We start from the raw sequence: 19,433 nt of genomic DNA on the forward strand, positions 1-19,433 counted from the left end.
ACCTCTACAGAGACATCTTCCTAGGCTGCGAGAAGATGGAGGTCGGCCGACCGAAGCTATTCTGGAGTCCCCACTCAACCTGGGCGCCTCATCCACGTTAACGGATGTTCGAGGCACGGTGTTTACCGTGCGAACGAGGGTGGTACCACGAAGCGATGCTTTCGTCCCTTTCCACAGGGGCAGGCATCGCTTTTTTTCGTTTCGTTCAGAAATAAGGAGGAATTGTTCATGAAACCGCTCAAATCATTGACTGGCGCACAGATTCGCCAAATGTACTTAGATTTCTTCAAATCAAAAGGGCACAGCGTGGAGCCGAGTGCTTCACTCGTACCGGTTGAAGATCCGACTTTGTTGTGGATCAACTCTGGGGTCGCGACATTGAAAAAATACTTTGATGGACGTGTCATCCCTGCGAATCCGCGGATCGTCAACGCACAAAAATCGATTCGGACGAACGATATCGAGAATGTCGGGAAGACAGCACGTCACCATACGTTCTTCGAAATGCTCGGGAACTTCTCCGTCGGTGAATACTTCCGTGAAGAAGCGATCACATGGGGCTGGGAACTGTTGACGAGCGACGAATGGTACGGACTCGACCCGGACCGTCTCTCCGTCACGATTCACCCGGACGATGAAGAATCAAAACAAATTTGGTTGAACCTCGGCATGCCAGCTGACCGCATCATCCCGCTAGAAGATAACTTCTGGGAAATCGGTGAAGGTCCATCTGGTCCAAACACGGAAATCTTCTTTGACCGTGGTCCAGCATTCGGGGACGACCCGACAGACCCTGAACTTTATCCGGGTGGGGAGAACGAGCGTTACCTTGAAATCTGGAACATCGTGTTCAGCCAATATAACCATGACGGGCACGGGAACTATACAGAACTTCCACGTAAAAACATTGATACAGGGATGGGACTCGAACGGATGGCGAGCGTCCTTCAAGACGTACCGACAAACTTCGATACCGACCTCTTCATGCCGATCATTCGTGAAACTGAAAAAATCAGTGGCGACGTATACCGTCAAGACAGCAGCAAAGACGTTGCCTTCAAAGTCATCGCGGACCACATCCGTACCGTATCGTTCGCAATCGGTGACGGGGCACTCCCGTCGAACGAAGGACGTGGCTATGTCCTCCGTCGTCTTCTCCGTCGTGCTGTCCGTTATGCGAAGATGCTCGGCATCGAACGTCCGTTCATGTATGAGCTCGTCGACGTCGTTGGTGACATCATGGTCGACTTCTACCCACAAGTGAACGAGAAGAAAGACTTCATCAAGAAAGTCATCAAGAACGAGGAAGAGCGTTTCCATGAGACGTTGAACGACGGACTCGCGATTTTGAACGAAGTGGCGAAAGCACAAAAAGCAGCTGGGTCAAACATCATCAGCGGTCAAGATGCATTCCGTCTCTATGACACGTACGGTTTCCCACTCGAATTGACAATCGAATACGCAGAAGACCATCAGATGACGGTCGACGAGGACGGCTTCAAAGAAGCGATGAATGAACAACGTGAACGTGCACGTCAAGCGCGTGCTGACGTGGAATCGATGCAGATTCAGTCAGGTGTACTCGCGGACATCACGATGCCATCGACATTCCTCGGATACAACAACCTTGAAACGAACGCAAAAATCATCAGCTTGATTCACAACGGCGAACTTGCTGACGTCGTCGCTGCTGGAGAAGAAGCACAAGTGATTCTTGATCAGACGCCTTTCTACGCAGAGAGCGGCGGTCAAATCGGTGATAAAGGACAAATCGTCGGAGAAGACTTCCTTCTTCGCGTGAAAGATGTGTCGAAAGCACCGAACGGACAGAACTTGCACACGGTCACAGTCGAGTCAGGTGTGGCGAAAGCGGAAGTAGCCGTTACGGCTACTGTCGACCAAGCATCGCGTCAAGCCATCGTCAAGAACCACACGGCGACGCACCTCTTGCACCGCGCACTGAAAGATACGCTTGGTGAGCACGTCAACCAGGCCGGGTCACTCGTGACGCCAGACCGTCTTCGTTTTGACTTCTCTCACTTTGGTCAAGTGACACCTGAAGAGCTTCAATCCATTGAGCGTCAAGTGAATGAGAAGATTTGGGCCTCGATCGGTGTCGACATCGAAGAGATGAACATTGCGGATGCGAAAGCAAAAGGAGCGATGGCACTCTTTGGTGAGAAGTATGGGGATGTCGTTCGTGTCGTATCAGCAGGGGATTACTCAGTTGAGCTTTGTGGTGGGATTCACGTCTCCAACACGGCTGAAATCGGACTCTTTAAAATCTTGTCTGAATCAGGGATTGGCGCTGGGACGCGTCGAATTGAAGCGGTCACGGGAGCTGGCGCATATGAAGTGATGAACCAGCAAATCGAAACGCTTGAAGCGACAGCAAAGTTGTTGAAGACGAAACCACTTGAAGTTCCTGCACGCGTGCAAGCACTTCAAGCTGAAATCAAAGAAGTCGAACGTGCTTCAGAGTCGCTCAAAGCGAAGCTTGCTAATATCGAAGCCTCTTCATTGACGGATTCAATCGAAACAATCGCTGGCGTTCAATTGATTGCAAAACGCGTCGATGGACAAGACATGGATGCCCTCCGTAGCATGGTCGATGATTTGAAAGGGAAACTCGGTTCTGCCGTGATTATCCTCGGTTCGGCAAATGGGGAGAAGGTCAACCTCGTCGCAGGTGTGACGAAAGACTTGAACGACCGTGGCTTCCATGCCGGAAAACTCATTAAAGAAGTCGCGACACGCTGCGGTGGTGGCGGTGGCGGTCGTCCAGACATGGCACAAGCAGGTGGCCGTGACGCAACAAAACTGGACGAAGCATTGAAGTTTGCTTCACATTACGTCGAATCACTGGCATAATAGACTGTGAAGTGCAAACGGAAAGAGGTGGATTCTTGTGAGCCAAATGGATCGCACGATGCAATTCAATTTTCCAGAAGATGATCAACGTGCCAACACACGTGAGACGCTGATTACGGTATATCAAGCACTCGAGGAAAAAGGTTATCAACCGATCAATCAAATCGTGGGATACTTATTGTCAGGTGACCCCGCCTACATCCCACGTCATAATGATGCGCGAAACTTGATTCGCAAAATTGAGCGGGATGAACTTCTCGAAGAGTTGGTCAAATCGTATTTGAACGATCGTAGAGAGGATTAATATGAAGCGAGTCATGGGACTCGATGTCGGTTCGAAGACGATTGGTGTCGCGGTAAGTGACCTGATGGGATGGACAGCACAAGGTGTGGAGACGGTCTACTGGACTGAACCCGACTTTGACGAAGCTGTCCGTCTCCTTCGTCCGTTCATCGAGCAGTACGATGTGAAAGAAGTTGTCGTCGGTCACCCGAAAAACATGAATGGGACGGTCGGTCCGCGTGGTGAGGCGTCCGAGGCGTTTGCCGAGGCCTTTACGGAACAGACAGGGTTACCGTGCGTGTTGGTGGATGAACGATTGACGACGATGCAAGCGGAACGGATGCTCATTTCAGCAGATGTCAGCCGCAAAAAGAGAAAAGCGGTCATCGACAAAATGGCGGCCGTGATGATTTTACAAAACTACCTGGATCGTTCCGGGAAATAAGGAGGAATCTCTCATGGCAGAAATCCGTCGTGAAGAAGAAATGTACCGTATTCCAGACGAAAATGGAGACGAACATTTATTTGCAGAAATTTTCCGTATGACAAGTGACCGTACGAAGAAGACATTCGTTGTCCTCGAGCCGGTCGGCGCTCCAGAAACAGAAGATGAAGATACAATTGAAGTGTATGCATTTGAAATTGAAGAACTTGAAGATGGCGAATTCATCTTGAAGCTCGTCGAAGACGATGAAGACTTTGACGAAGTGATGGAAGCATTCGATATCGTCAATGACGAAGTCGGTCTAGACTAAATAGGGGACGGGCGGCTAGGGAACATCCCTCGTCGCCTCTCTTTATAAAAAGAACAGGGGAGAAATGCATGAATCATCCATCTATGTCAGATGAGAAACGTGCCCGCAACCGGATCGTCCGTCGCATTACGGTTGTCATCCTTGCCATCTTCCTTCTCGTCATCGCCACAGGGTCGGCGCTCGCTTACGTCTTTGTGAAGCGCTCTGTCGAACCGATTGACCCCACTTCAACTGAAACGGTCGAGGTCGAAATCCCGCTCGGTGCCGGTTCGGGATATATTGGTGAATTACTTGAAGAGAACGGGCTTGTAAGGAATAGCACGATTTTCCGTTTCTACACACGCTTTAAGAACGAATCATCGTTCCAGGCGGGGACGTATACGTTGTCTCCGTCACAATCAATCGATGAATTGATTGAAACGTTGCAAACAGGTAAAGTCATAGTGGTCCCAGATATCAAGCTCGTCATTCCGGAAGGATTCACAATCGATCAGGTGATCACGCGACTCGCTAAGGTTGCCGAAATCCCGAAAGAAGAGATTTCTGAGCAGTTGAGCGACCGTGAATACATTCAGTCTCTCGTGAATGAGCATGAGATGTTGACGGATGAAGTATTGCAGGACGGGATTTATCATCCGCTTGAAGGATACCTGTTCCCAGCCACCTATGAGTTTAATAAAGGGGTCACACTCAACGAGATTATCGATGAGATGTTGAAACCGACAGAAAGTATGTACCAAGAATACAAAGATCGTCTAGCCGATTCCGGACGCACGTTCCATGAAACACTCTCGCTCGCATCTGTTGTCGAGAAAGAGGCCGTGTCGACGGAAGACCGAAAAGAAATTGCAGGTGTATTCGAGAATCGCTTGAACGACGGGATGAAATTACAATCTGACCCGACCGTTTGGTACGGTACTGGGGAGTCATCGATTTTCACTTCATTTGCTGACCTTGAGAACGACTCGCTATACAATACGTATCGTTATGAAGGTATTCCAATCGGGCCAATCGCGGCTGTTAGCCGTGACGCGTTCGAGGCTGTGTTGAACCCAAATGATACAGAGAACATCTACTTCTACGCACGCCCTCCACGTGAAGGGTTCCCGAATGGGGAAGTCTTGTTCGAAGTCGATTATGAGGCTCACCAACAAAACGTCAATAAATACCGTTCCGAATGGGAAGCGTTTGAAGAAGCAAACAGTAATTGATGGGACGACCGGAAGCGGATGCTTCCGGTCGTTTGAATGAAGAGAATTAAGAGGTGGAACGAGTGGACCATGCATCCTATGAAGGATATGTAGAACAATTGATCAATGACCGCTCCCCGCTGTTGATGGAGATGGAGGCGTTCGCACGTGTTCATCATGTTCCAATCATGGATTTGACCGGATCGGAAGTGTTGCTCTCCTTATTGGCGATGCAACGGCCGGCCCGTATCCTTGAAGTGGGGACGGCTATCGGTTATAGTGCCATTCGCATGGCGGAGTTGTTACCAGAGGCGGAAATCGTCACGATTGAACGAAATGCGCGACGATTCGAAGAGGCGACTGGGTTCATCGGTCGATCGGATGTACACGATCGGATTACGCTTATCCATGGCGATGCCGTCGAGCTGATTGGAACGATTGAAGGTGAGTTCGATGCCGTATTTATTGATGCGGCAAAAGGACAATATCAAAAATTTTTTGATGGGTATGGCGCTTTAGTACCAATTGGTGGTACGATTTACAGCGATAATTTGTTTTTACGAGGGGACGTCTTGCTTGAGGATGTGTCAGTACTTGACCGACGCCGACGCAGGCTCGTTCGTCTCGTAAAACAGTTTACTGAGCAATTGATGGCACGGACCGATTATCATACTGCAATTTTGCCCCTTGGTGATGGCCTAGCAATCAGTCGTAAATTACGATGAGGAGGACTTAACTTTGATGCAACATAAACCCGTCATTATTGGCGTGGCCGGGGGTACCGGATCAGGAAAAACGACCGTGGCCCGCGCGCTCGTTGATGCGTTTCAAGGTCAATCGGTCGTCATGATCGAACAAGACGCGTATTATAAAGATCAATCAGAGATGACGATGGAGGAACGGTACAAAACGAATTACGACCACCCCTTCGCCTTTGATAACGATTTGCTAATTGAACATATCCAACAATTACAACAGCATCAAGCTGTCGAAAAGCCGGTATATGATTATGCCGCCCATACACGGTCAGATGAGACGATTTTGATCGAACCGGTCGATGTCGTCATCGTAGAGGGGATTTTGGCACTCGAAGATGCCCGTTTGCGTGAATTGATGGATATTAAAGTGTTCGTGGATACCGATGCTGACGTTCGAATTTTACGACGCATGCAGCGTGATATCAATGAACGTGGACGTTCAATCGACTCGGTCGTGGCGCAGTACACGAATGTCGTCCGCCCGATGCATTTGCAGTTCTGCGAACCGACGAAGCGTTATGCAGACATCATCGTTCCTGAAGGCGGAGAGAACTTTGTTGCCATTGACCTACTTGTGACAAAAATCCGTTGGGTGCTCACTGAGCGCAATCGCGCGTGAGGAAATAAATCGTTTTCAATTCAACCCTAGCTGTAATATACTAGGAGACAATGAAGGAGTGACAGAAATGGCTGAAAAACAACACTATATGACGTTAGACGGAAAAGCGAAAATCGAGAATGAATTAAACGAACTGAAGACGGTACGCCGTAAAGAAGTCGTGGAAAATATTAAGATTGCTCGTGATTTCGGTGACTTGTCAGAAAACGCAGAATATGACGCGGCGAAAGAAGAACAAGCGATGGTCGAAGGACGAATCGCTCAATTAGAAGAAATGCTCCGCAATGCGGTCATCATCCAAGATGATGCAGGCGACAACTCGATTGTCTCAATCGGGAAAACGGTCACATTCTTCATTCAAGAGGACAATGAAGATGAAACGTACACAATCGTCGGTGGCGCAGAGGCCGATCCGTTCACAGGGAAAATTTCGAACGAATCACCAATCGCGAAGGCGCTTCTTGGACGTACGATCGGAGATGTCGTCACGGTACAAACACCGGGCGGCGACATGATTGTCGAAATCAAAGAAATCAAATAATGCGAAGAGCGATTTCCTTTTTGGAAGTCGCTCTCTTTCTGAGGAGGAATCGGAATGAAGGTTGGAATTATCGGTGCGATGGAAGAAGAAGTGAACTTGCTTCGGAACGAGTTGACAGAACGGGTAGACACAGAGATCGCTAACTATCACTTTTATGAAGGGTACCTGGGCAACATGCAAGTCGTCATCTTGAAGTCAGGCATCGGCAAAGTCAATGCCGCCATCGGGACGACATTGTTGATCGATAAATTTAAGCCGGATGTAGTCATCAATACCGGTTCTGCAGGTGGGTTCAAAAAAGGAATGAAAGTCGGGGACGTCGTCGTCTCGACAGAAGTTCGCCACCACGACGTCGATGTGACGGCGTTCGGATATGAATATGGTCAAGTACCAGGCATGCCACCTGCCTATGAGGCGGATGCAAAACTAATCAGTGTCTGTAAAGACGTGATTGAAAATCTACCGGATGTGAACGTTCACCAAGGATTGATTGTGACAGGTGATTCATTCATTAACGATTCGAGACGCGTGTCCGAAATTCTTGGGCATTTTGATGGTGTCGCTGCAGTTGAAATGGAGGCTGCACCGATCGCCCAAACGTGCTATCAATTTGGCGTCCCATTCGTTGTCACCCGTTCGATTTCAGACAGTGCGGATGAAGAAGCGAACTTATCGTTTGATGAGTTCTTAGAGACGGCCTCGATTAATTCTGCGAAGATGGTCATGGCCGTCACAAAGCGTTTAGAACAATCTTGACCAAGTCATACCGAGGAGGATGCATTGACATCCTCTTTTTATTCCCTTATATTAGTACCAGATACTAAGAATAGGGGTCGACGATATGAATATTGGAATCATCGGCATCGGATCGTTCTTACCGGACAATCGGGTGACAAATATCGATTTAGAAAAACGAATGGATACGAGCGATGAATGGATTCGTACACGTACGGGCATCGAGGCACGTCATTTGGCTGAAGGTGATGTAACCGTCGCAGATATGGCGACACGTGCCGCAGAACGGGCTTTACTGAGCGCGGGCGTCACAATCGATGAGATTGAAGCGATTGTCTGTGCAACAGCTACGGCGCCGGCCTTCCCGGCAACCGCATGTGTGGTTCAAGCGAATCTGGGTGCGAAAGCCGCTGTCGCCTTTGATGTGAGCGCTGCATGTAGCGGGTTTATCTTCGCGATGGACACTGCCAAGAGTTTAATGGATTCAAAAGGGTTCAAGAAGACGCTTGTCATTGGAGCTGAGAAGATGGGCAGCCTGATTGATTGGGAGGACCGGTCGACGGCCGTCCTCTTCGGAGACGGGGCAGGAGCTGTCGTACTTGGGGAAGATGACATCGCATCGCTTGACTCGTTCGTACTCGGAAGTGACGGAACGGGTGGAAAACATTTGTATGAAAATGATGAAGGTAAAATTGTCATGAACGGGCGCGAAGTTTTCAAGTTCGCGGTTCGAAAAATGCCGGAAATCGTGCTTGAGGCGTTAGACAAAGCCGATAAGACGTTGGAAGACCTTGACGTCCTCGTTCCACACCAGGCGAACCGTCGAATCATCGATGCCGCAATGGAACGTTTACACTTAGAAGAAGAGAAAGTGGTCATGACCATTCAAGACCATGCGAATACATCAGCAGCATCCATTCCACTGGCTTTGGCCGAAGCGGTCAAGTCTGGCAAAATCCAAGATGGACAAACGGTCGTCATCGCAGGGTTTGGTGCCGGGCTCACTTGGGGGGCTAGCTGTCTGACATGGAATCACGCAACCATTACGGAGGGGAATCATTTATGAAACGAGTAGTAGTGACAGGATTAGGAGTCGTATCGCCATTAGGGAACGATGTTTCAACAATGTGGGATCGCCTGTTAAAAGGGGATAACGCCATCGATACGTTGACGAAAATTGACATCAGCCAATACCCGGCCAAAGTCGGGGCGGAAGTGAAGGAGTGGAGTATCGAACATTTGGTCGAGCCTAAGGAAGCACGCAAGATGGACTCGTTCATTCAATACTCACTTCTTGCCGCAGATGCTGCGCACAAAGATAGTGGTCTTGATGTAAAAGCAATCGCCGACAAAGTCGGAACATGGATTGGGAGCGGGATTGGTGGGGTCGAGACAATCGACAAACAATCCGTTGTTCTCCATGAACGTGGGCCACGTCGCGTCAGTCCGTTCTTTATTCCCATGATGATTCCGAACATGGCAAGTGGACAAGTTTCTATTTATCTCGGAGCAAAAGGACCGAGCAACTGTTCTGTGACAGCTTGTGCGTCAGGGACGAACTCCATCGGAGAAGCATTCCGAGTCATTCAACGAGGCGATGCCATCGCGATGTTCGCCGGTGGAGCGGAAGCACCAATCACACCACTTTCATTCGCGGGATTCTGCTCAAACAAAGCCCTTTCGACCAATCCGGACCCGAACACGGCGTGCCGTCCGTTCGATGAAAACCGTGACGGGTTTGTCATGGGTGAAGGAGCCGGGGTACTCGTCTTAGAGGAGTATGAACATGCGAAAGCACGCGGTGCGAAAATGTACGCTGAAGTGGTTGGGTATGGGATGAGTTCGGATGCTTACCATATCACGGCACCGTCACCAGAAGCGGAAGGCGGTTCAAAAGCGATGCATGAAGCGATTCGGGATGCCGGAATCACGCCGGAAGATGTTCAATATATCAACGCACATGGAACGAGCACACCACTCAATGATATGCTCGAGACGAAAGCGATTCGTCGTGTGTTCGGGGAACATGCCGACAAGCTTGCCGTCAACTCATCGAAATCGATGATCGGTCACCTTCTCGGAGGAGCCGGGGGAGTTGAAGCTGTCATCACGGCACTTTCGATTCATGAAGGAAAGATTCATCCGACAATCAACTGTGAGTCACCAGCGGAAGATTGTGATTTAGATTATGTTCGTGAAGGAAATCGGGAACTTGACATTCAGTATGCACTCAGTAACTCACTCGGCTTCGGGGGCCACAATGCGACGCTTGCATTTGCGAAAGTGACGAACTGACGGTAGAAAAATCATTCAAAAAAGGTTAGGGTATAAGGGTTGGTCTAACAGAAAGGAGCGCAACGAATGAAAAAGAAATCATTCATCGTGGCCGCCTTGTTAGGTTCAGTCCTTATCCTTTTTTTATTTATTTGGAACGAACAACGAGAGCAGTCGCGCAAACTATTACCACCAGAAGAACAAACCATCACCATCTACGGGGAGACACTTCCGACACAACCGGATGTCATGTTGGCAATCGATCCAGCTTCACAAACTGTGTTGTCCCATCTATATGAAGGACTTTATCGATTCAGTAAAAACGGTTCGATTGAACCGGCGCTTGTCGAGAAACTTGAACGTTCCGAAGACGGGACGGTTTACACGTTTACGTTAAAAGAGAGTGTAACGACGAAAGGGAATGCGATTACTGCCCAAACGTTTGTTGACCATTTCCGTAAACTTGTCGATGATGAAACCAATTCTCCGTTCAGCTTCTTGCTCGCCGATGTCAAAGCCGCAAAAGAAATTGGACTCGGTCAAGAGGAACCGGAATCGTTAGGTGTCAAAGCAATTGATGATCAAACGCTTGAATTGACACTGATTCGACCGATGGAAGGATTCGAACAGGTTCTAGCAATGCCAGCATTTTTACCGCAGTCTTCGGTGAAGCCATGGGAAGAATTAGAAACAAACGGTCCATTTAAAATGGGAACAATCGGTGATACGAAAGTCTCGTTACATAAAAACGAAACGTATCGTGAAGCTGAGAAGGTTACGCTTGAAACGATTACGATCAAGAATGAACCGAACTTGACGGAGCCAAAAGGGATGCAACCCGTCCCATATGATTTTGATGTCTCATCTGTTGATGAAGAAGTCATGTTAGTAAAAGACAGTCCGCGAAGTGGCGTCTTTTATTTAAAACCGAATGTTGAAAAAGCACCGTTTAATGACATGGCGTTTCGTCAAGCACTCGCGTTGACGCTTGAACGATCAGCAATCGAAGATTCCCTTGCCCGAGCAGAACAACCAACCGAACGGTTACTCGTCATCGATCAAAAAGATACGGTTGCACAATTAGAAGGGGACGCTGACCAATTGTTTGAATCAGTGAAGAAACGTCTGAAGAAAGACGAAATCGAAATCGAACTTCTTAGCTTTGTTGATGATGAAGCGCGTCAAATCTCCACAAATTTAAAGAAGAATTTGGAACAGTTGGATGGTTTGACCGTCAAGGTCCTCGAACTACCTCTCGGAGAAAAAGTTAGGAAAGAAGTCTCAGGAGACTATGTTTTCTCTTTATCAGGTTGGCAACCCGATTATCCGATGTTGTCCGCCTATTTAACTCAATTTGAAACAAACGATGTGCTGAATTCAAGTCGATATGCGAGTGAATCATATGACAAATTGATGAATCAGGCTCGTGCAACGGATCGGTTAGAAGAGCGAAATGAAATCTTGCGAAAAGCGGAAGCACAGCTGTTAGAAGAGGCGGTTGTTATGCCAATCTATCAAGCAGGCCGATCCTATTTGATTGAAAAAAGCTATGACGAAATCGGTTATCCGGTCATTGGTCCTTCGTACGTCCTAACCTTTTTAAAAAAATACGAAAATTGAGCTAAAAGCCCACCGCTGTAGGTGGGCTTTTAGACTATAGATAAAATTTTTTAGAAAAATCAAAATAAACACTTTGCAAAATTATCAGAATATTGTATTATTGCATCAACGGGATTTTGGTAACAAATACTGTCAGAAGAAATGACTGAATTTTCTACCATCATTCACTTCGTTAAAACGAAAAAATCAGGGGGTCATCGCAATGAATAAGAAAAAAGGTTTTGCTTTAGCAACTTCGGTTACACTTCTATCAAGTGCATTCCTAGCTGCATGTTCGACAGGGGACGACGAAAACGCATCAACAGACTCGAATCAAGGTAATGCAGATGAAGAGCAAGTCCTCAACTTGCTCGACAGCTCAGATATTCCTTCACTTAACCCAACACTCGCAACGGATGCCGTTTCGTTCAACGTTTTGAACAACGTAAACGAAGGTCTTTACCGTATGGATGAGAACGACGAGCCAACTCCTGGTGTCGCTGAGTCTCACGAAGTTTCTGAAGACGGGAAAACATACACGTTCAAAATCCGTGAAGGTGCGACTTGGTCAAACGGGGAGCCTGTCACAGCGAACGACTTCGAATACGCTTGGAAAGAAGTACTCAACCCAGACAACGCTTCACAATATGCATACGTTATGTCAGTCATTGAAGGCGCAGAAGCGTACAACACTGGCGAAGGCGAGCGCGATGCTGTAGGCGTTAAAGCAATCGACGATCAGACTCTTGAAGTTAAATTGACAGCACCTGCTGACTACTTCCTCGGATTGACAAGCTTTGGTGTCTTCATGCCTAAACTTGAATCATTCGATACAGAGCAAGGCGAGAACTTCGGTACATCTGCAGAGACAACTCTCTACAACGGACCGTTCAAACTCGAAAGCTGGGAGCGCGAGCAAGGCTGGAAGATGGTTAAGAACGACGACTATTGGGATGCGGATGCAGTCAAACTTGACGAAATCAACGTCAAAGTCGTTAAAGAAGTATCAACAGGTGTTAACTTGTATGAAAACGGTGACGTGGACCGTACAGGCTTGACTTCTGAACTCGTTGCTCAATACCAAGACAACGAAGACTTCTCAACTGTAGTTGAACCAACAATCTTCTACCTCCAGTTCAACACGAAAGTGAAAGAACTCGACAACCAAAAAATCCGTAACGCGATTGACCGCGCTTATGACAAAACAGCGATCGCAGAAACACTTCTTGCGAACGGTTCAATCCCTGCAAACTTCTTCGTACCAAAAGATTTCGCTACAGGTCCAGACGGAAAAGACTTCCGTGAAGGCAATGGCGACATCGGTGGCTACAACGTAGAAGAAGCACAAAAACTTTGGGAAGAAGGGCTCAAAGAGCTCGGAACAGACAAAGTTGAACTTGAACTTCTCAACTACGACTCAGAGTCTGCGAAGCAAATCGGTGAGTTCATCAAAGGTGAACTTGAGAAGAACCTTCCAGGTATGAGCGTTTCAATCAAGCAACAACCGTTCAACAACAAACTTGACCTTGAAAACAAAGGGGACTTCGAGTTTACGTTCGCTGGTTGGGGTCCTGACTATCAAGATCCAATGACATTCGTTGACCTCTTCGTCACAGACGGACCATACAACCGTGGTAAATGGTCGAACGAAGAGTTCGATAAACTCATTGCTGATGCGAAAGCAAGCACAGACCCAGCTGAGCGTTGGAAGCAAATGCAAGATGCAGAGAAAATCGTTCTTGATGAGAACGCGATCTCACCAGTTTACCAACGTGGTTCAGCTCGCCTCACGAAGCCATATGTTAAAGGAATCGTTGAGCACGCATTCGGTGCGGACTACTCTTACAAGTGGGCTTACATCGAAGGCAAACAATAATCCATTTAGTTTTCAAAAAGAGAGACAGGGACGCCTGTCTCTCTTTTTTGTGTGAAAAAAGAACTCTCACGTGGAGAGTTCTCTTGAAAACATTACTTTTTCACTTTGGCACGCTTGCGACTGAGTCCCATCGCTTTTTCAATTTTGGCGAGATTTTTATTCGCCACGGCCTCTGCCTTTTCACGGCCAGCATCGAGGATTTCATCTAGTTCTGGTGAATCGATCAATTCGTGATAGCGAGTTTGAATCGGTTCGAGCAACGCAACGACCGCTTCTGCGACATCTTGTTTGAACATTCCGTAGTTTGAGTTCTCATACTGTTTGACGAGGTCGTCAATCGATGTCCCGGTAGAGAGAGAGTAAATTTCCAATAAGTTCGAGATGCCTGGTTTGTTATCACGATCGAACGTGATGATGCCGCTCGAGTCCGTGACGGCACTCTTGATTTTCTTACGGATGACATCCGGCTCATCGAGCATCGAGATATATCCTTTGGCGTTCGAATCCGATTTCGACATCTTTTTCACTGGATTGGTGAGCGACATGATCCGTGCGCCTTCTTTTTGAATGAGTGGCTCTGGCATCGTGAATGTCTCATAATATCGTTTATTGAAACGTTCCGCCAAATCACGAGTCAACTCGATATGTTGCTTTTGGTCGTCCCCGACTGGAACGAGTTCTGTATTGTATAACAAAATATCGGAGGCCATGAGCGTCGGGTAAACGAACAGCCCTGCGCCAACGTTCTCACTCCCTTGAGACTTGTCCTTATATTGCGTCATGCGGCCGAGTTCGCCCATTCCAGCGATACAAGTCAACATCCAGCCGAGTTGAGCGTGCGCTTTTACTTCAGATTGAACGAAGATTGTTGCTTTTTTAGGATCGAGGCCAGAAGCAAGATAGAGTGCCGCTAATTTTCGTGTGTTGTTCATGAGCTCAACTCGATCGAGTTGAACGGTAATTGAATGTAAATCGACGATACAGTAATAGGCATTGTTGTCGTCTTGCAAGTCGACGAATTGTTTCATCGCGCCAAGATAGTTACCGAGCGTCACGACGCCGGTCGGTTTGATACCAGAAAAAATCGTTGCCATGTGTATACACCTCCGAAAAATATAAAAAAACCGCAGTCGTCCTCCCGAAAAAAATCGGGACGAATAACCGCGGTGCCACCCAAATTTGCATAAACTATGCCACTTGAACGCTATAACGGGCGTGAACCGTCTCGCCATACTACTGTTCAAGCGAGCCACTCCGAAGTCCATTCGTTCAAGACCTTATCATCTACTCGCAGCACCGTAGACTCTCTGGGGAAAAGGGATATCGAACTACTTGTCTTCTTCATTGTGTTCTTATTCTGAATCTAGTTTAGCATAGGTTTTGAATCACGAAAAGATTAAATCAATGCGACGAGAAAGGAAAGAATGACACTCCCAGTTCCGACATACACCCAATTCCATGCCTCTTTCTTTCGGTGTTGACGATCTTCCGGATCTTCCTCTTCGTCTTCTTCGTAATCTGCATCGATTTCTTTTAAACGCGCTCGTCGACTTCGCTTAAATCCATACATGATTCCATCAAATAAACCCGTCGCACTCATATGCGAAAACATTCCAATCGCAAAGGTCAGGATACCTGAAACAAATAAGCCGCCGCTTAAATGAAACAGGACGGTCTCGCTTCGGTAATACGAAAAAATCGACCAAACGGTATAAAGAAGGGTAACAATCCCCCAAACAATTAATATATTTCGAAACTTTTTCAACGGTGTAATCTCCTTTCGAACTTTGAGAAGGAATGGTTTACCATCCCGTGTTTCTTCTATGATACTAGGAAGCTAGGGGAGAAAGCGAGTAAGAAATGTGGATGAATGATAGCGTTTTATTCAGCAGTTGACAATTTGATTAAAAATTTCTTACAATAGCCCTAACGTTCTTTCGTCGAATACTTTATGAAATATTCAGAAAATTAAAGAAAAAGTAAGATGTTCATTCGACGATCGGCTAGCTTTTCAATACGAAAGGGGAAATCGCAATGAAGAAAAAATCGATTTTGCTCATGATGACAATCATCTTGGCACTCGGTTCAATTCTCGCGGCTTGTTCGACAGGCGGAGACTCTGATGGCGGCGGTTCTTCAAACGGAGAAAAAGTTCTTCGCTTGACAGATACGTCAGACATCACAACAGCCGATCCGGCACTCGCTACAGATGCGGTCGCATTCAACTTGATCGCCAACACAATGGAAGGTCTTTACCGTCTTGATAAAGATGGGAATGCCGTACCGGCTCTCGCTGAAGGCGAACCAGAAGTAAACGAAGATGAAACGGTTTATACGTTCACACTTCGTGATGCTGAATGGTCGAACGGTGAACCAGTAACAGCGAACGACTTCGTTTACGCTTGGCAACGTGCAGTCGATCCTGCGACGGGATCACAGTATGCATACATCATGAACACAATTAAAAACGCTGAAGCCATCAACACAGGTGATACACCGAAAGAAGAGCTTGGTGTAAAAGCGGTTGATGAAAAGACACTTGAAGTAACGCTTGAGCGTCCAGACCCATCATTCCTTTCACTTACTTCATTCGGTACATTCACACCGATCAATGAAGCATTCGCTACGGAAAAAGGGGAAGACTTCACGACAGGTCCTGAAAATCTTCTCTACAACGGTCCGTTCACATGGACTAAATGGGATCGTGAACAAGGTTATGTCTTAACAAAGAACGAATCTTATTGGGATGCTGAAAATGTTGCCCTCGATTCAGTTGATGTGAAAGTTGTAAAAGAAACATCGACAGTCGTTAACTTGTACGAAGCAGGAGACGTAGATTACGCAGGTCTCGCGTCAGAACAAGTTGCAGCCTTCCAAGAAGACGAGGACTATAACACAGGACTTCGTTCTGCAATCGGATACTTCAAGTTCAACCACGAAGATGAAATCTTCAAAAATGTTGATGCTCGTAAAGCAATCGCTCGTGCGGTTGACCCATCAGGGATCATCGACCAACTCTTGAACAACGGTTCTGTAGCAACGACTTCATTCATCCCGAAAGAATTCATCAAGTATGAAGACGGAACGGATTACACTGAAGGCGCTGAATATTTCAAAACTGATGCTGCTGAAGCTTCTTCACTTTGGGAAAAAGCAACAGGTGGTAAAGCGACAACAATCGAACTTCTCTCATTTGATAGTGAAGTATCGAAACAAATCTCTGAGTACATGAAAGGACAAATTGAGTCGAACTTGCCGAACGTAACGGTCGAAATCGCTCAACAACCTTTCAACAACAAACTTGATCGCGAAGCAAAAGGTGACTACCAAATGTCATTCGCACTTTGGGGACCTGACTACCAAGATCCGCTTACAAACCTCGGGATCTTCACGTCAAACAATGGTCAAAACGATATTAACTACAAATCAGATGCTTATGACAAGTTGATTGACGAAGCATCTGCTGAAACGAACGTAGATGCACGTTACGACAAGTTCAAAGAAGCAGAATCTCTCTTGATTGAACAAGATCAAGCAATCATGCCAATCTACCAGGCTGGTGTGGCGTACTTGATCCGTCCAAACATCGAAAACTTTAACCGTCAATTGTTCGGTGCTGATTACCAGTACAAATACGTTGATATCAAGTAATGGAATGAGGGGGCATGCGAACTGCATGTCCCCAATTTTCTAAAAAATTCTCTAGAAGTAAGAGAAAGTACTGTTCAAATGTTTTGTTGGTAAAGTATAATGTAGTAACAGTGAAAATTCAGAATAATCTTTGAAAAGAATATTCTTTGTTTTCAGCCGCTGTACTAAGAGCCTTGAGATGACGTATATCTTTATCTTTCAGAAAATTCCTTTCATTTTGTGAATTTGAAAAATAGGTCATATGTCATAGTAAAGCTGTTGGTGCAAGTAGTAGAAAGAATTAGACAAAAAACAGGGGGTTTTTATTCATGGGACGTTATATCCTACAACGGCTGACTTACGGCCTCATCACGTTCTTCTTGATTGCCACGTTCACGTTCTTCCTGATGGACCTGCTCCCAGGTTCGCCATATCAAAACCAGGAAAAACTGACAGAATCACAAATTCAATTATTGAATGACCGTTACGGACTCAATGATCCGCTTCCGGTCCGTTATGCCACGTACATCGGAAACATGCTACAAGGTGACCTTGGAGTGTCATTCCGTACTGCGAACCGTCCAGTAACTGATTTGATTTTGGAACGTATTGGTCCATCGGCACAATTAGGGCTCCAGGCATTAGTTCTTGGAACGCTATTAGGTGTATTGTTGGGTGTTGTGGCAGCGATTCGTCACAATACAGCCGTTGACTATGGTGCGATGTTCGTATCTGTAATCGGGATTTCTGTCCCATCGTTCGTATTTGCAGCCCTTCTACAGTACTATGTAGGTGTCAAATTACAGTTGCTCCCGGTAGCATTCTGGGATTCACCAGCACATACCATTTTACCGACAATCTCGCTTTCTCTCGGTGTAACCGCATCGATTGCCCGTTTTGTACGTACTGAGATGCTTGAGGTTACCGGACAAGACTACGTGACTTTGGCCAAGGCAAAAGGACTTAGTGGAAACGCAATCGTATGGAAGCACATGGTGCGTAACGCGATGATTCCGGCAATCACGATCTTAGGACCGTTGACGGCCGCTCTTTTGACAGGTACATTCGTCATCGAGAAAATCTTTGCCGTACCGGGCCTCGGAGAATTGTTTGTCACGTCAATTACATTGAATGACTATACCGTGATCATGGGTACGACACTCTTCTTCTCGGCTGTCTTCATCTTGATTATCTTACTAGTCGACTTGCTATACGGCGTTGTTGACCCACGTATTCGTCTTGGGGGGAATAACTGATGATTGAAAACAAAAAGAATTTCGAACAGTTTGACCAAGACATGTTCACACCTGTAAAAATGAATGAACAGCTTGGCGAACGCATTGCAGGAAAAAGCTTAAACTTTTGGCAAGATGCATGGTTGCGCTTAAAGAAAAACAAAGCAGCGATCGTCTCGCTTTCGATTATTTTAATTCTCGTATTGCTCTCGCTCTTTGGACCTATGCTCTCGGGACGTGACGCATACGAACAAAATATTTCACAAGCAAAACTTCCGCCTAAAGTCACAGGTCTCGAATGGGCTGGATTTGACGGAATGGCAACACTCGGTGGAAAAGAGATCGATTTTTACGAACAGAAAAGTGTAGAAGAAAACTTCTGGTTCGGTACTGACTATCTCGGTCGTGATCTTTGGTCACGTATTTGGGAAGGGACACGTATTTCACTCTTCATCGGGTTAATGGCTGCGATCATCGATACATTGATTGGGGTCGCATATGGTGGAATCTCGGCTTACTTCGGTGGTCGTACAGATAACATCATGCAACGGATTGTTGAGATTTTAACGGGTGTACCAAACTTGATTCTCATCATTCTCTTCATCTTGATCTTTGACCCAGGTGTCTTTACGATCATCTTGGCGATGGCCATCACAGGGTGGATTGGGATGAGCCGACTCGTTCGTGGTCAGATTTTGAAACTCAAAAACCAAGAATTCGTTTTGGCTGCACGTACACTCGGTGCTTCAAGCATGCGTTTGATTTTCAAGCACTTGATTCCAAACACATTAGGTGCCATCATCATCACACTTATGTTCACGATTCCATCTGCCATCTTCTTCGAGGCATTCCTCAGCTTTATCGGGATCGGGCTTCAACCGCCACAGGCATCACTTGGTACGTTGATTAACGATGGATACAAAGAACTACGGACATTCCCGTTCCTTCTTGTCATCCCATCGGTCATCATCGTCTTGCTCATGGTCAGCTTCAACTTGCTTGCCGATGGCTTGCGTGATGCGTTCGATCCGAAAATGCGTAAATAATATAAACAGAGGGGGACTCGT

The 19,433-nt window shown here is 46.8% G+C and carries 18 protein-coding genes and 1 other annotated feature; of the genes, 16 read left to right on the forward strand and 2 right to left on the reverse strand.

From position 1 onward, the window contains the following. The first annotated feature begins 228 nt into the window (after window positions 1-228). The 13 genes from alaS to KNO90_RS08535 all read left to right on the forward strand — a co-directional run bounded on the left by alaS (window position 229) and on the right by KNO90_RS08535 (window position 13,501). A complete protein-coding gene (alaS, locus tag KNO90_RS08475; RefSeq protein WP_214739776.1) occupies window positions 229-2,871 on the forward strand; it encodes an alanine--tRNA ligase in 2,643 nt (880 codons plus the stop codon). A 37-nt stretch (window positions 2,872-2,908) separates the two neighbouring features. Continuing rightward, window positions 2,909-3,175 carry an IreB family regulatory phosphoprotein gene (locus KNO90_RS08480; RefSeq protein ID WP_015881196.1) on the forward strand — a complete coding sequence of 89 codons (267 nt, stop codon included), beginning with the start codon at window positions 2,909-2,911 and terminating at the stop codon, window positions 3,173-3,175. 1 nt (window position 3,176) lies between these two features. Next, a complete protein-coding gene (gene ruvX, locus KNO90_RS08485; protein ID WP_015881197.1) occupies window positions 3,177-3,599 on the forward strand; it encodes a Holliday junction resolvase RuvX in 423 nt (140 codons plus the stop codon). A 13-nt stretch (window positions 3,600-3,612) separates the two neighbouring features. After that, a complete protein-coding gene (locus KNO90_RS08490) occupies window positions 3,613-3,909 on the forward strand; it encodes a DUF1292 domain-containing protein (RefSeq protein ID WP_214739778.1) in 297 nt (98 codons plus the stop codon). Between the two features lie 68 nt (window positions 3,910-3,977). Then, window positions 3,978-5,120, forward strand: a complete 1,143-nt coding sequence (gene mltG, locus KNO90_RS08495; RefSeq protein WP_214739780.1) for an endolytic transglycosylase MltG — start codon at window positions 3,978-3,980, stop codon at window positions 5,118-5,120. 62 nt (window positions 5,121-5,182) lie between these two features. After that, window positions 5,183-5,824 carry an O-methyltransferase gene (locus tag KNO90_RS08500; RefSeq protein WP_214742353.1) on the forward strand — a complete coding sequence of 214 codons (642 nt, stop codon included), beginning with the start codon at window positions 5,183-5,185 and terminating at the stop codon, window positions 5,822-5,824. A gap of 16 nt (window positions 5,825-5,840) precedes the next feature. Continuing rightward, entirely contained in the window at window positions 5,841-6,476 is a 636-nt protein-coding gene (gene udk / locus KNO90_RS08505; RefSeq protein ID WP_214739782.1) for a uridine kinase, read from the forward strand. A gap of 67 nt (window positions 6,477-6,543) precedes the next feature. Further along, window positions 6,544-7,017 (forward strand): transcription elongation factor GreA, encoded by a 474-nt coding sequence (gene greA / locus KNO90_RS08510; protein WP_214739784.1) that lies wholly within the window; start codon window positions 6,544-6,546, stop codon window positions 7,015-7,017. Window positions 7,018-7,071: 54 nt separating this feature from the next. After that, window positions 7,072-7,773 carry a 5'-methylthioadenosine/S-adenosylhomocysteine nucleosidase gene (gene mtnN, locus KNO90_RS08515; RefSeq protein ID WP_214739786.1) on the forward strand — a complete coding sequence of 234 codons (702 nt, stop codon included), beginning with the start codon at window positions 7,072-7,074 and terminating at the stop codon, window positions 7,771-7,773. An 85-nt stretch (window positions 7,774-7,858) separates the two neighbouring features. Then, a complete protein-coding gene (locus tag KNO90_RS08520) occupies window positions 7,859-8,818 on the forward strand; it encodes a beta-ketoacyl-ACP synthase III (RefSeq protein ID WP_214739788.1) in 960 nt (319 codons plus the stop codon). Further along, entirely contained in the window at window positions 8,815-10,047 is a 1,233-nt protein-coding gene (gene fabF, locus KNO90_RS08525) for a beta-ketoacyl-ACP synthase II (RefSeq protein ID WP_214739790.1), read from the forward strand. The genes KNO90_RS08520 and fabF overlap by 4 nt, the downstream gene beginning before the upstream one ends. Before the next feature lie 66 nt (window positions 10,048-10,113). Next, complete coding sequence (locus KNO90_RS08530) at window positions 10,114-11,646, forward strand: peptide ABC transporter substrate-binding protein (RefSeq protein ID WP_215113449.1); 1,533 nt, start codon at window positions 10,114-10,116, stop codon at window positions 11,644-11,646. A 202-nt stretch (window positions 11,647-11,848) separates the two neighbouring features. Further along, on the forward strand, window positions 11,849-13,501 hold the full coding sequence (locus KNO90_RS08535) for a peptide ABC transporter substrate-binding protein (protein WP_214739794.1): 1,653 nt from the start codon (window positions 11,849-11,851) through the stop codon (window positions 13,499-13,501). Window positions 13,502-13,593: 92 nt separating this feature from the next. Here KNO90_RS08535 and trpS read toward each other — a convergent pair whose 3' ends face one another. Then, a complete protein-coding gene (trpS, locus tag KNO90_RS08540) occupies window positions 13,594-14,595 on the reverse strand; it encodes a tryptophan--tRNA ligase (RefSeq protein WP_214739797.1) in 1,002 nt (333 codons plus the stop codon). A gap of 52 nt (window positions 14,596-14,647) precedes the next feature. Continuing rightward, window positions 14,648-14,855 (reverse strand) — a binding site (T-box leader). Window positions 14,856-14,897: 42 nt separating this feature from the next. After that, the gene (locus KNO90_RS08545; RefSeq protein WP_214739799.1) at window positions 14,898-15,266 is read right to left on the reverse strand and encodes a DUF3899 domain-containing protein; all 369 of its coding nucleotides are present in this window, start codon (window positions 15,264-15,266) and stop codon (window positions 14,898-14,900) included. Between the two features lie 269 nt (window positions 15,267-15,535). Here KNO90_RS08545 and KNO90_RS08550 point away from each other — a divergent pair, with 269 nt between their 5' ends. The 3 genes from KNO90_RS08550 (at window position 15,536) to opp3C (ending at window position 19,412) form a co-directional block, all read left to right on the forward strand. Further along, window positions 15,536-17,152 carry a peptide ABC transporter substrate-binding protein gene (locus tag KNO90_RS08550; protein WP_215113450.1) on the forward strand — a complete coding sequence of 539 codons (1,617 nt, stop codon included), beginning with the start codon at window positions 15,536-15,538 and terminating at the stop codon, window positions 17,150-17,152. Window positions 17,153-17,460: 308 nt separating this feature from the next. Beyond that, entirely contained in the window at window positions 17,461-18,387 is a 927-nt protein-coding gene (opp3b, locus tag KNO90_RS08555) for an oligopeptide ABC transporter permease (RefSeq protein WP_214739803.1), read from the forward strand. Beyond that, window positions 18,387-19,412 carry an oligopeptide ABC transporter permease gene (gene opp3C, locus KNO90_RS08560; RefSeq protein WP_483299180.1) on the forward strand — a complete coding sequence of 342 codons (1,026 nt, stop codon included), beginning with the start codon at window positions 18,387-18,389 and terminating at the stop codon, window positions 19,410-19,412. Before opp3b ends, opp3C begins: the two co-directional genes overlap by 1 nt. Window positions 19,413-19,433: the final 21 nt, after the last annotated feature.

The organism is Exiguobacterium sp. s63 (genome assembly GCF_018617335.1).
Taxonomy (GTDB): domain Bacteria; phylum Bacillota; class Bacilli; order Exiguobacteriales; family Exiguobacteriaceae; genus Exiguobacterium.